We start from the raw sequence: 12,490 nt of genomic DNA on the forward strand, positions 1-12,490 counted from the left end.
TATCGAGAAAAAAAATTAATTAATTTTTAGATTACCAAACTGGGTTTAACAATTGCTGGCACAATGCGATCGCAAGCCATTTTCCCACCACCGATATTTCTGGCTACAGGGCCAACTTGTAATGCAGCCAAACCACCCATAATAAAAAAATTCGACTTGGGTAGACGTAAATAGTTATCTAATACGGGTAAGCCGTTAACTATTTCTGTGGGATAGGCTGGAAGTATATCTTTGAGTAAAGGATGAGCTGAAGCATCAAATTTCGTACCAGTGGCTAACCAGATACGATTAAACTGATCTTTGTTACCATCTTGACAGCTAACCTGCCAGAGATTGTGCCATTGCGCTAAACTTACTTGACAGCATTCATCAATCATAATTTTGTCTTCATTTGCTGCTTTTTTTAGTTGCAAAATCATTTCAGGAGTCATTGAACCGCCATTACGTGCTTGCTGAATTTTATGGTAACGAGTATGCCAATCTATTTCAGCATCAAAGTCTTTAAGATATTTAGGCCCTAACCAACCAGGATCGGCATCAAAGATTTTTGATTGTAATTGTTTTCTGGTCATTAACGTCACAGTGGCACCAAGATTGATTGCACCCATAGCTAAATGACCGCTTGTTAAGCCACCACCAATAATTAAAATGCGTTCTCCTTTTAAATGAAGTCGTTGTAAATTTATCTGTTGGGAATGAGATAACTTATCTAGGGGATAATCTGATGTAATTCTATCTACCCAATCGGGAAGCTGAACTTTACCGCTTCCTGTAGCCAGTACCACTCGCCGAGCAATGATAGTTTCTCCCGTATTTAAAACTAATTGAAAACGAGAACAAGCAACGTGTTTAATTGGTAGAATCTGACTGACTTTGGCTCGATAAACCTTATTTTCTAACTTCCAGCGACGAATTACTTCACTACAAAAATCGTTAAATAACTCTGTTCCTGGCCTGTCGTAAGGTGGAAACAGTTCCTGATGTCTATGTTCGGCAAATCTTCTTAATTCGTAAGGATTGGGATCGGGATGATGTACCGCAGGAGAACGAAGATAAGGAATTTGTTGAGCTGCAAATTGCTCTTGCCATTGATTCATCCATGTCCCAGCAGAATCGAAAACCAGAAATTTATGATAGTGCTTTGCGCTTTTTTGCAGCAGGTGAGTCGTTAAAGTAAGTGCCTGAACTCCTGCGCCAATAATAGCTATGTCTATATAGTTGGGTAATTTCACTCGCTAAAAATAATAATTCTGATTATCTATATCTCTATATAATAATGATTATCATTCTAATTAGCCAAATAGTAATGAGGCTTTATGACTTCTAACCAGCAAAACGCTAAACATCTCGCTTTACACCACCGTCCTCGTCGTCTCCGTCGCACAGCATCCTTACGGCGTATGGTGCAGGAAAACCAGTTGACAGTTAACGATCTGATTTATCCTGTCTTTGTCACCGAAGGAGAAAACCAACAAGTAGAAATACCTTCGATGCCAGAAATTTATCGTTATTCTCTCGATTTACTCCTCAAAGAAATAAGCGATGCTGCTAATTTAGGGATAAATGCGATCGCTCTTTTTCCTCTAATTGCCACAGACAAGAAAGATAATCAAGGTACAGAAAGTTATAATCCCGATGGCTTAGTTCAACGTACTGTAAGAGCCATTAAACAAGAAATACCCGAAATTACTGTAATTACTGATGTGGCACTCGATCCTTTTTCTACCTATGGTCATGATGGGATCGTCCAAGACGGCAAGATACTTAACGATGAAACAGTAGAAGTGCTGGTAAAACAAGCAGTCTCCCAAGCTGAAGCAGGTGCAGACATGGTAGCTCCTTCCGATATGATGGATGGTAGAATCGGTGCAATTCGTCGAGGTTTGGATGCTGCTGGTTACTTGGATGTTGGTATTCTGGCTTATTCCGCGAAATACGCCTCAGCCTATTATGGCCCTTTCCGCGATGCTTTAGAATCTGCCCCTCAATTTGGCGACAAGCAAACCTATCAAATGAATCCTGCTAATGGAAGAGAAGCAATTAAAGAAGTAGCCTTAGATATTGCTGAAGGTGCAGATATTGTGATGGTTAAACCAGCCTTAGCATATTTAGATATTATTTATCGCCTTAAAGAATATACCAACTTACCCGTTGCTGCTTATAACGTTAGTGGAGAATATGCCATGATTAAAGCTGCTGCTGGACAGGGTTGGATTGATGAGAAGCAAGTGATTTTAGAAACTCTGATCAGTATGAAACGGGCAGGGGCAGATGTAATTTTGACTTATTTTGCCAAGCAAGTGGCTTTGATATTGCAGTAATCTAATTAAAACTCGCGCAAAGACGGACGCGAAGCTGACGCGAGCTTGCGAGCTAACCCTTTAAAGAATCCTTTAGGACAAAGACGCAAAGACGTTTATCTCGCTTAGTTTGAGCGCGAGATTCGGCGAATTCATTTCGCCTTGAATAATCGCGCTGTTGGGGCAAAGATTTCGTAAGAAGTAATCAAGCGGACTTGATATAACTTAACTAAAGCTTTTATCAATAATAATTCTCAGGACAATAATGGATACATCAATACAAGGCTTACCTGTCACGATCATTACAGGCTTTCTCGGTAGTGGAAAAACCACTCTCCTAAACCATATTCTAACTCAACAGCAAGGATTAAAAACTGCCGTTTTAGTCAATGAATTTGGCGAAATTGGAATCGATAACGAATTAATTCTTTCTAGTGATGATGATATTGTCGAGTTAAACAACGGCTGTATCTGCTGCACAATTAACGAAGATTTAGTAAAAACCGTCCATAAGATTTTAGAACGAAGAGAACAAATAGATTATTTAGTTGTTGAAACTACAGGAGTAGCCGATCCTCTCCCTGTCGCCATAACGTTTTTGAGTGCAGAGTTACGAGGTAAAACTCGCCTAGATTCTATAATTACTGTGGTTGATTGTGATAATTTTTACACAACAGCCCAACAAAATAGTACCGCAGCCTATCAGCAAATTACCTACGGGGATATTATCTTACTTAACAAAACCGACTTAGTAGCATCAGAGGTAGTCGATCGCATTGAACAACAAATTAACCAACATCGTGCCGATGCTAAAATTATACGCACAGTCAAAGGAAAAGTTTCTCTCCCTCTCATTCTCAGTGTAGGCTTGTTTGCATCAGATCGCTATTTTCAAGAAGAGACAAGGGATTCTAATCATAGTCATGAAGATCATCATACCGAACACGATCGTGAACATCATCACCAGGACAAGCATCATGATCATTCCCATCATTTAGACGAGGATAGTTTTACCTCTCTTTCCTTTGAAACCGACCAACCTCTAGATATTCGCAAGTTTCAATACCTTCTCGATAATCAACTGCCTGAAGAAGTTTTCCGTGCTAAAGGTATTTTATGGTTAAAAGGAAGTCCCGCCCGTCATATTTTTCATCTCAGTGGTACAAGATTTGGGATTGAAGATGATCGATGGAAAGATACACCTAAAAACAAATTAGTCTTTATCGGACAGAATTTAGAGACGGAGAGATTAAGAAAATTACTTGAAGCTTGTGTTGGTTGATGTATTGGTTTAAAGAAAAGCAATCGCAAAAACTACAGCTGAATTACCGCAAAAATAAAAATTATGAATCGTCTAAACTTTACCTTATCCGATGCCTTACCATCCCTCCCTAAAGTTGGTATGCCAGTAACAATTATTACTGGTTTTTTAGGTAGTGGTAAAACTACTTTACTCAATCAAATTCTCCAAAACAAAGATGATTTGAAAGTAGCTGTTTTAGTTAATGAATTTGGCGATATTAATATTGATGAGCAACTACTAATCTCGATGGAAGAAGATATGGTAGAGCTTGATAATGGTTGTATCTGTTGTACGATCAACGATAGTTTAGTTGATGCTGTTTATCAAGTTTTAGCACGAGAGGAAAAAATAGATTATTTAGTAATTGAAACTACAGGATTAGCCGATCCGTTACCAATTATTTTAACCTTTATCTCTACAGAATTAAAATTTTTAACGCGCCTTGATGCCGTGATTACAGTTGTGGATGCAGCAGCTTTTGATGCGAAACATTTTGAGAGCGATGCTGCCTTCAGCCAAATAAGATATGGCGACATGGTTATTTTGAATAAAATCGATTTAGCAACCAAGGATAAAATTGAAGAATTAGAAGCATTTATAAGTGATATTAAGCCAGGATTTAGGATTTTACAGAGCGAATATGGTAAAGTTCCCCTGCCTTTAATTTTAGATCTTGGTTTAACTCAAGCAAATTATTATCAAGACCAAATTTCTGAGTTTCAGCGCGATCGCTCTTCTTTTAATAATCATTTAGAAAACGATGGTTTTAGTTTTATTTCTTTCCAAAGCGATCGCCCTTTTGAACTGGAAAAATTTACTTATTTTTTAACAGAACAATTACCAAATAATGTATTTCGTGCCAAAGGAATATTATGGTTTCAAGAAAGCCCCTCACGACATATTTTTCAACTGAGTGGGCCTCGCTACGATCTGCAAGCAGATGATTGGACGACTCAACCAAAAAATGAAATTGTTTTAATTGGACGTAATTTAGATGAGTCTTTTATTAAACAACAACTTAATGACTGTTTAGTTGACTTGATTGTGCCAAATAAGTTTAGTTTGCCTAAATTACCTTTTTAAGCGAAAAATTATGCCCAAAGCGATCGCATTTTTGAAATACTACTTCCTATTTCCTATTTCCTATTTCCTATTTACGAGCCGATTACTACTAATGTCCTAATCTAACTTTGTACGGCTATACAAGCTTTGTTGGTTAAGGCAGCCACTGGGGACGAGAACCGACAAATGGTAATTGTTCGACAATCATTGTAGTAACATTAGTTTGAGTAGAATTAGGAATTGCTAACCAGATACTATTACTATTATTGCCTGTTGTCGAAGGTTCATTAGCTAGTCGCTCAAACAGAATTCCCAATCCATCAGGTGCAACACTAAGTTTACTATCTTGATACTTTGTTAGGTTAACTAGGGTGGTAATTTGCAAAGTCTTAAGGTTAATTTTGGCTAGATAAGGTTTTTCAATATAAACTTTTCTTTTAGTTAATTCTGTTAACCAACAATATAGATGCGTTGCCATAGGATCGAACTGACAATTCTGAATTGAACCTTCTGTGTTTAAGAGTTCTTTTTGGATTCCGAGATTATTGACATAAACTAATGATTGCGTGTAGCGTAATTTAGCATTATCAGTATGGTAATTAATCATGGCAGCACCAGTTCCATCAGCCGTAAAATCCAGCACCTGACCGAATTTAGGCAAAAAGTCAATCGGTTCGGCGTTAGTTGCCAAAGTTAGCAAAGCAATACCTTCTCCTTGGGCTACAGCTACAGTTTGACTATCAGGTGCAATTAGAAAATCACCAGTTTGAGCATCGGTCATTAATTCTGGGGGCTGATGTTCGGCAATCTTCCATAAACCATAGTTATAAGTATCTTTAAGGCTAAGTCGCTGGACAACAATAGTTTTACCGTCTTGAGAAAGATCGAACTTATTGTTTTGGTATTCTTGATTATCTAAAACCAATTCTACTTTGGGGCTATTTTGGCTGGCTTTAAAAGCATCTAAGTTAGTGGCGACAGTATATAGTTGCAATCCTTGAATTCCTGTTTTGCCTTGACTTGCATCGACAGCAGAAAACAAAAAACCCTCTCTTTGAGGATAAGGTTCAAAGTCAAATACGGTTAAATTTTCAGGCGTGAGAATCGACTTTTGCTGTTGTGTCCAGTTAAATAAAACTAATCTACCTTTTTCATCTCCTTGAGTACCAATATAAGCCAATGCGCGATCGCGACTACGAAATTCGGCTGTAAAAGGTTGAATTACATTACCCTGTTGTGTCTGGTTAGCATACCTGTCTCTCGCTCCAGTCAGAGCTAGGCGATATGTTTCTCCATAGGGTGCAGGAGTTTCTAAAGTATAGGCCATTCTCAGCCCAGACCAGCTAATTTTACCAGGTAAAGGAGGAGTAATCGCTAGATTTTGCTCGACACTAGCGCGATCGATCGGACGATTGAAGGTTAAAACAAAGGCTCGATCTTCTCCAGCAATAGTTCGATCTTGCCAGCTAAAATCATTAACTCGCGCCCCAGTATTAAAGATACAGTTATCATCACAAGCTACATCACCCCAAACTAGCAAGCCGATAATTAAAGTCAGAAGAGTAATTAAAGCGATCGCTATTTTGTCGATCGGCTGAGATAATCTTTTAAGAGTCATAAGTCACTTGATAACTTGTTACTGATAACTATAGGGATCTCTGGGAGTTGGGATGGATTCAATTGATTTGGCAGCCAAAACTACAGAACGCTTCTTAATCGTAGTTTTAGCATCTACTCGCTCTTTAATAGGCAAAGTTTCAGCGCTCATTTCTCCCTGAATTTCTAGCCAAGTGTCAGGCGGGTAAGTCTTACGGCTAGTTTCTAGCTTGACAGGAATTCCAATGGGATAGGCATCTACCGCACAGCAGGTAATAACAAAACGAGACAGCATCAGGTAATTATCGGGAAGTTCCTCTAGATGCAGTACAAAACCACTAACCTTAGCTAATTGTCCCTTGTAGGCATCGGGTTCGGGATAGGCATTAATTGTGCGAATCCATTCAATCAGCGATCGCTCTTCTGGTTTAGTAGTCGTCCGAAAAGCTTGGGGTTGGGAACGAGTTAAGGGAATATCCCTCACGCCTGTCTTCATGGCACTTTGACTGGTTAAAATTTTGGGCGGAATTAATAATCCAGCGATCGCTACGCAGATTAGTAAACTACTGCTAAACCCAGGGGGAAATAAAGCCAGATGTTCGCTATTTTTTTGATGTGTGCGAGTTAGGATCAGTTTTATTTTAATTATTCCCAATGCGATTAAAATGATGCTGCTGACTAAAACTAAGCCATAGTAGTTGGGGTGAATTAATAATTTATATTGTCCCGTCAGAGTATATTTGAGTAATAAACTTCCCCAAGCCAATAAAGCCAAGCCATCTAGCCAGGGGAATAAAAGATGATTTTTATGCTTGTTAGGGTCTGATTTTCGGGTATTAACTGAATTCATAGCAAAAGTAATGGCTTAGAAAAAATAACTATAAGCCAGAGTAAAAATAAAAGTTAATTGAGCAACTATCGTAAAAATATAAATAATTATTTTCGGTTTAAAAATTGATGCCATTAAGCCAATACTCTTAATATCTATGGTGGGGCCAAATACCAAAAAAGCTAATAAAGAACCGCTAGTAAAAGTAGCAGCAAAGGAAAGAGCAAAAAAAGAATCGACTGTTGAACAAATAGATACAATGGCTGCCAATAACATCATTGCCAGAATAGAAGTTATAGTATCCTGACCCAGATTTAAGACCAATTCGCGCGGGACAAAAACTTGAATCGTCGCAGCGATCGCACTACCAAAAACTAGCATTCCTCCCAGTTCGCTAAATTCTTGTAGTAAATTATCTACAAAAGATTGCCGTTTAAATTTTAACGATGATTGATTTTGCGCTGTATTGAGTAATAAAGAATCATTTAAGGGTAAAACTTGACCTGCATCCAAAATAAAACTGCCAGATTGCAACAGTGGCGACTTTTGCTCAGTATCTGATTGAGAATAAGAAGCATAATTAGTAGAATTAAATCGTCGTGCAAAGGATGTTTGCAACAGTAACTGAGTATCTTTTTGGGTACTAAAAACACAACCAACGATTGTGGCGATCGCCAAAGAAAATAAGACGCGAAAAACTACAATTTGAGGTTGATTGCCAAAAGCAACCCAGGTAGACCAAATTACGATCGGATTAATTGTCGGTGCTGCCAACAGAAATGAAATAGCTACGGAGGGAGAAACTCTCTTTAACAATAATCTTCTGGCTACAGGAATATTACCACATTCACAGACAGGAAAAAGAAAGCCGATACAGCTACCCACAATTGAACCTAACAGAGGATTCTTCGGTAGTCTAGTAATTAATTGTTTTTCATCAATCAAAAATAATAAGCAGCTAGAAAGTAAGATTCCTAGTAACAAGAAAGGCATCGCCTCAACTAATAAACTTAAAAATAAAGTGAAGGCGCTGTGCAGTTGATTCATTGAAAGCTTTTACTTGCCTAATTTGATTCCAATCAATTGTAGCAACCCAAACCTTCTCATCCTCTGAAAACTGAACTACTCCATCCACCTCTAAATCTTCGCTATATAACGTTAGGTGCTGCCCATTTTCCAACTCAGCTTGTTGGCGTGCTAAGTCTTCAATCGTCCCGATACAGTTGAGACGCAAACGCCCTTGCTCATCAGCATTATGAAAATCAACGAAAACTCTGGATAAACTCATGATATTACTCCTGTTCATGAAAGCTTTTTGAGATGTTAAAGCGATCGCACTTGTCAGATTCATAATCTGATTGCTTTTTGACTTGATAATGATTATCATTATATTGGAATTTATAAACCATATTGCTTCTCTTCACCATGCTAGAGATTTCCCAACCAGAATTACCCGTCACCATCATCACTGGCTTTCTCGGTAGTGGCAAAACCACCCTACTTAATCAAATTCTGCAAAATAACCAGAACTTAAAAGTTGCAGTGTTAGTTAATGAGTTTGGCGATATCAATATCGATTCTCAACTTTTGGTCTCCTATGATGATGACATGGTGGAGTTAAGCAATGGTTGTATTTGTTGCACGATCAATGAAGGCTTAGTCGAAGCAGTAAAAAAAATACTCACCAAGGAAGGAAAAGTAGATCGTTTGATTATTGAAACTACTGGTGTAGCCGATCCTTTACCAATAATTTTAACTTTTGTTGGTTCTGATTTTCGCGATATTACTCGCCTCGATTCAGTTATTACCGTAGTTGATGCAGAAACCTTTACCCCAGAGCATTTCCAGAGCGAAGCAGCTTTTAAACAGATTACCTTTGCAGATATCCTGTTGTTGAATAAAACTGATTTAGTTGATGAGGAACAATTACGAGGATTAGAAACCTATATTGCTTCCATTAAAAAAAGCCCCAGGATTATTCGTACGAACCATGCACAAGTTCCTTTACCGTTAATTTTAGATGTAGGTTTAACCCCGATAGATAGTTATGTCGAAAAGCAAGAACACCAACAGCATCACGATCACCATCACCATCACGATCACCATCATTCCCCTCACTTAGAAGCCGATGGTTTCGTTTCTATGTCATTTCAAAGCGACAAACCCTTTGATGTTTATGAATTTCAAAAGTTTTTAACCGATCGACTTCCAATTGAAGTATTTCGGGCAAAAGGAATTATTTGGTTTGCAGGAAGCGAATTACGTCACATCTTCCAACTATGCGGACAACGTAGCGATCTCAAATCTGACCGTTGGTCTACTCCTCCTGCTAACCAGCTTGTCTTTATCGGTCGTCATTTAGATACCGATAAACTACGCCAACAGCTAAATGACTGTTTGCTTACTTCCGTTACCGCTTAATTTAATTTAATTTATTTCCAATTCATGACCTTAGCTAAGTTTGAACCCAATCAAATCGACAACATTAATCATCAATTACCCAAGCTGAATACTACACAACAGCCCCCCGTATCTGAAGAGGAGATGCGTCAAGCAGTAAGGACTTTACTGTTAGGATTGGGAGAAGATCCAGACCGCGAAGGATTAAAAGATACACCGAAAAGAGTAGTTAAAGCCTTAAAGTTTCTCACTTCTGGTTATCATCAATCCTTAGAGGAACTGCTTAACGGAGCCGTATTTCACGAGAATGCCGATGAAATGGTGTTAGTTAGAGATATTGACCTGTTTAGCTCCTGCGAACATCATATCTTGCCCATTCTTGGTCGCGCTCATGTGGCTTATATACCCAATGGTAAAGTAATTGGACTATCAAAGATTGCCCGTATTTGTGAGATGTATGGACGGCGCTTGCAAGTACAGGAAAGATTAACCGCTCAAATTGCTGATGCCTTGCAAGGACTTTTACAACCAAAAGGTGTGGCAGTAGTAATCGAAGCAACTCATATGTGTATGGTAATGCGGGGAGTGCAAAAACCTGGTTCTTGGACTTCTACCAGTGCCGTACGGGGTGTCTTTGCCGATGACGCGAAAACTCGTCAGGAGTTTATGAGTTTAATTCGTCATAATCCTGCATTTCATTAATTGATTGGCGTGCCATTTATCGAGATGGGTATTAACTCATCTCAATTATTTATTATCCTAATTATCGTTATTATAAAAATCATCTATGATTATTGCCGTAGCCAGTCCCCCAGGTGCGGGTAAAACCCACTGGATTTGTCAACAGATAGCCCAAACCAATAAACCTGTAGGTTATTTCAGTCCGCAAACTGATTCCCTACCCATTGACACGATTTATCTGCAAAGTGAATATCCTCAACTGAAGATTTATCAAACTGGAGAGGAAGCAGCGTTATTGACAGAAGCAGATCAAAGCTTAATTTTTCTAGAAATTCCTTGGTATTTGGATTTGTCAGGAATCGAACCCTTACTCAAAACTCTTAACTCTCATCGAGTAGCGATAATTTCTCCCGATGCCAACAACACAGAATTGACTACTTGGGCGGATGAGATTGTTTCAGGCAATCAAATTACTAAGCTGACAACATCTTGGCAGATTCATCGGGGAGTCTTAACAGGAGAAATCTTAGATTTTGATAGTCTAGCAACCTTTTGGCTGGAACTTACCCAAGGTGCTTATGGTGAAGTGCTTCGGGTAAAAGGAATGTTTGACTTAGAAGATGGACAAATTTATCACGGCGATTTTATGCCTAATCAACCTGAATTGGAATTTCAACCCTTAAATTTACCCCGTTGGCTTGATGGTAGACCAGTTCGTAAGAGTGGTTTTGAAATTGTGGGTAACAAGCTAGATCGAGCTGAAATTGCTCAAACTATTAAAGACTGCTGTATTCCCGAATCGGCAATTAGTTATTACCAACAACAGGTAAAAGAGTCTTTAGCAACTGAACCAGAGGTAGAATTAGTATGAAAATAGCAGTAATGTCTTGTATTCATGGAAATTATTCTGCTTTAGAGGCAGTACTGGTTGATATTGACCAGCAAAAAGCTGAAAAGATTTATTGTCTCGGCGATTTAGTCGGTTATGGCCCTTATCCTAATGCGGTAGTGGAACAAATTAGGTCTTTAGATATTCCCACCGTACAGGGTTGTTGGGATGAAGATATTGTCGAAGGATTAAACGCCTGTGACTGTAGTTATCCTTCTCTGTTGGCAGAAAAACGAGGTAAGCTTGCCCACCAATGGACTAATAAGGAAGTACATCCTGAAGTTAGAGAATATCTAGCACAATTACCCCATACCTATAAAGAAGATAATCTTTGTTTCGTACATGGTAGTCCCAGTAGTAACCATGAATATCTATTACCCGAAATGGATGCTTTTATCGCTTTAGAAAGAGTCCTGTCAAGTGATGCAGATATATTATTTTGTGGACATACTCATGTTCCCTATGTTCGCACCCTAGATTCTGGACAATTACATATTTTAGTTAATCAACCTAATCAGGAGGAACAACCTACTGTTAGTTTTAATACTACCCTGAAACGAATTATCAATGTCGGTTCGGTAGGTGAACCTCGTCACGGTCGTCCCAATGCCACTTATGTAATTTATGACACGGAGACAGAAGTAGTAAACTTACGAGAAGTGGAGTATGACTATCAAAAAACCTGTGCTGCGATTTTAGATGCTGGGTTACCGCCGATTTTTGCTTGGCGTTTGGCCAGAGGTTTAGAATTTGCGGAAAAAGCTGACGATCCTACTCATGTTTGCGAGAGGTAAAATTGTTTATCTTGATATCTTTAATTATTGCTCGTTAGCAACCCATAAACAACATGATCTAGGTACTTATCATAAACTTTTTCAGCATGACGAATAATACCCTCATTCTGAAAACTCAAGCGTTCGGGAATAGCCCGACTACGACTATTTTCTACCGCACATCTAATATCAATGCGATTAACAGAATAGTAACTATGACCAATTTCCATTAACTCTTTCACGCTTTTGGTCATAATTCCTTTTCCGTTGTATTTTTGTCCTAACCAGTAACCTACATAGCCAATTTTGTTATCATGGTCAATTTCGTTAAATCCTACTACCCCTGCAATTTTATCTCGATAAAAAATAGTAATATGTAATGCTTTTCCTTGTTGAAATTTAAGTAACTGTAATTCTATAAACTCTCTGGTATCTGACGCTGTCTGAACATTATTTAACCAAGGCAGCCATTGCTTAAGAAAATCTCTATTTTTATCTGTTAATTCAAACAAATCCTCGGCATATTGTGAAATAGATAAACTTAACTTAATATCGCGCTCGATTTCTCGGAAAAACATATTTATAATTAAAAATTGCCTTAATTATATTTGAATTTTAGAACCTAAACATTTAATTTACGGTCAAAAGAAAGTTTTG

The 12,490-nt window shown here is 38.3% G+C and carries 13 protein-coding genes; 7 read left to right on the forward strand and 6 right to left on the reverse strand.

Annotation, left to right across the window (positions count from 1 at the left end):
* Window positions 1-26: 26 nt before the first annotated feature.
* Window positions 27-1,232, reverse strand: a complete 1,206-nt coding sequence (locus KME09_09655; protein MBW4534188.1) for a lysine N(6)-hydroxylase/L-ornithine N(5)-oxygenase family protein — start codon at window positions 1,230-1,232, stop codon at window positions 27-29.
* 84 nt (window positions 1,233-1,316) lie between these two features.
* On the opposite strand from KME09_09655, the gene hemB reads away from it, so the two are divergent.
* The 3 genes from hemB to KME09_09670 all read left to right on the forward strand — a co-directional run bounded on the left by hemB (window position 1,317) and on the right by KME09_09670 (window position 4,686).
* Window positions 1,317-2,321, forward strand: a complete 1,005-nt coding sequence (hemB, locus tag KME09_09660; protein MBW4534189.1) for a porphobilinogen synthase — start codon at window positions 1,317-1,319, stop codon at window positions 2,319-2,321.
* 244 nt (window positions 2,322-2,565) lie between these two features.
* Window positions 2,566-3,582: a GTP-binding protein gene (locus KME09_09665; GenBank protein MBW4534190.1), complete on the forward strand. Its 1,017-nt coding sequence runs from the start codon at window positions 2,566-2,568 to the stop codon at window positions 3,580-3,582.
* 63 nt (window positions 3,583-3,645) lie between these two features.
* Window positions 3,646-4,686 carry a GTP-binding protein gene (locus tag KME09_09670; GenBank protein ID MBW4534191.1) on the forward strand — a complete coding sequence of 347 codons (1,041 nt, stop codon included), beginning with the start codon at window positions 3,646-3,648 and terminating at the stop codon, window positions 4,684-4,686.
* 133 nt (window positions 4,687-4,819) lie between these two features.
* On the opposite strand, the gene KME09_09675 is transcribed toward KME09_09670, so the two are convergent.
* From KME09_09675 to KME09_09690, 4 genes are read right to left on the reverse strand one after another with little or no spacing between them, the layout of a single operon-like run.
* Entirely contained in the window at window positions 4,820-6,283 is a 1,464-nt protein-coding gene (locus KME09_09675; protein ID MBW4534192.1) for an Ig-like domain-containing protein, read from the reverse strand.
* 18 nt (window positions 6,284-6,301) lie between these two features.
* Window positions 6,302-7,111 (reverse strand): TIGR03943 family protein, encoded by an 810-nt coding sequence (locus KME09_09680; protein ID MBW4534193.1) that lies wholly within the window; start codon window positions 7,109-7,111, stop codon window positions 6,302-6,304.
* A 15-nt stretch (window positions 7,112-7,126) separates the two neighbouring features.
* On the reverse strand, window positions 7,127-8,137 hold the full coding sequence (locus tag KME09_09685) for a permease (GenBank protein ID MBW4534194.1): 1,011 nt from the start codon (window positions 8,135-8,137) through the stop codon (window positions 7,127-7,129).
* The gene (locus tag KME09_09690) at window positions 8,088-8,441 is read right to left on the reverse strand and encodes a hypothetical protein (GenBank protein MBW4534195.1); all 354 of its coding nucleotides are present in this window, start codon (window positions 8,439-8,441) and stop codon (window positions 8,088-8,090) included. The genes KME09_09685 and KME09_09690 overlap by 50 nt, the downstream gene beginning before the upstream one ends.
* Before the next feature lie 74 nt (window positions 8,442-8,515).
* On the opposite strand from KME09_09690, the gene KME09_09695 reads away from it, so the two are divergent.
* The 4 genes from KME09_09695 (at window position 8,516) to KME09_09710 (ending at window position 11,854) form a co-directional block, all read left to right on the forward strand.
* The gene (locus tag KME09_09695; GenBank protein ID MBW4534196.1) at window positions 8,516-9,511 is read left to right on the forward strand and encodes a GTP-binding protein; all 996 of its coding nucleotides are present in this window, start codon (window positions 8,516-8,518) and stop codon (window positions 9,509-9,511) included.
* Between the two features lie 24 nt (window positions 9,512-9,535).
* Window positions 9,536-10,192, forward strand: a complete 657-nt coding sequence (gene folE, locus KME09_09700) for a GTP cyclohydrolase I FolE (GenBank protein MBW4534197.1) — start codon at window positions 9,536-9,538, stop codon at window positions 10,190-10,192.
* 85 nt (window positions 10,193-10,277) lie between these two features.
* A complete protein-coding gene (locus KME09_09705) occupies window positions 10,278-11,042 on the forward strand; it encodes a GTP-binding protein (protein ID MBW4534198.1) in 765 nt (254 codons plus the stop codon).
* Window positions 11,039-11,854, forward strand: a complete 816-nt coding sequence (locus tag KME09_09710) for a metallophosphatase family protein (GenBank protein ID MBW4534199.1) — start codon at window positions 11,039-11,041, stop codon at window positions 11,852-11,854. The genes KME09_09705 and KME09_09710 overlap by 4 nt, the downstream gene beginning before the upstream one ends.
* Before the next feature lie 20 nt (window positions 11,855-11,874).
* Here KME09_09710 and KME09_09715 read toward each other — a convergent pair whose 3' ends face one another.
* Window positions 11,875-12,411 carry a GNAT family N-acetyltransferase gene (locus KME09_09715; protein MBW4534200.1) on the reverse strand — a complete coding sequence of 179 codons (537 nt, stop codon included), beginning with the start codon at window positions 12,409-12,411 and terminating at the stop codon, window positions 11,875-11,877.
* Between the last annotated feature and the right edge of the window lie 79 nt (window positions 12,412-12,490).

This window comes from Pleurocapsa minor HA4230-MV1 (assembly GCA_019359095.1).
Lineage (GTDB): Bacteria > Cyanobacteriota > Cyanobacteriia > Cyanobacteriales > Xenococcaceae > Waterburya > Waterburya minor.

Excerpts from the sequence above, each read along its gene's own strand:
- KME09_09710 (MBW4534199.1), top strand. The coding sequence starts at position 11,039 with ATGAAAATAGCAGTAATGTCTTGTATTCATGGAAATTATTCTGCTTTA.
- KME09_09705 (MBW4534198.1), top strand. The coding sequence starts at position 10,278 with ATGATTATTGCCGTAGCCAGTCCCCCAGGTGCGGGTAAAACCCACTGG.
- KME09_09685 (MBW4534194.1), bottom strand. The coding sequence starts at position 8,137 with ATGAATCAACTGCACAGCGCCTTCACTTTATTTTTAAGTTTATTAGTT.
- KME09_09715 (MBW4534200.1), bottom strand. The coding sequence starts at position 12,411 with ATGTTTTTCCGAGAAATCGAGCGCGATATTAAGTTAAGTTTATCTATT.
- KME09_09690 (MBW4534195.1), bottom strand. The coding sequence starts at position 8,441 with ATGAATCTGACAAGTGCGATCGCTTTAACATCTCAAAAAGCTTTCATG.
- folE (MBW4534197.1), top strand. The coding sequence starts at position 9,536 with ATGACCTTAGCTAAGTTTGAACCCAATCAAATCGACAACATTAATCAT.
- KME09_09675 (MBW4534192.1), bottom strand. The coding sequence starts at position 6,283 with ATGACTCTTAAAAGATTATCTCAGCCGATCGACAAAATAGCGATCGCT.
- KME09_09695 (MBW4534196.1), top strand. The coding sequence starts at position 8,516 with ATGCTAGAGATTTCCCAACCAGAATTACCCGTCACCATCATCACTGGC.
- KME09_09670 (MBW4534191.1), top strand. The coding sequence starts at position 3,646 with ATGAATCGTCTAAACTTTACCTTATCCGATGCCTTACCATCCCTCCCT.
- KME09_09680 (MBW4534193.1), bottom strand. The coding sequence starts at position 7,111 with ATGAATTCAGTTAATACCCGAAAATCAGACCCTAACAAGCATAAAAAT.
- hemB (MBW4534189.1), top strand. The coding sequence starts at position 1,317 with ATGACTTCTAACCAGCAAAACGCTAAACATCTCGCTTTACACCACCGT.
- KME09_09665 (MBW4534190.1), top strand. The coding sequence starts at position 2,566 with ATGGATACATCAATACAAGGCTTACCTGTCACGATCATTACAGGCTTT.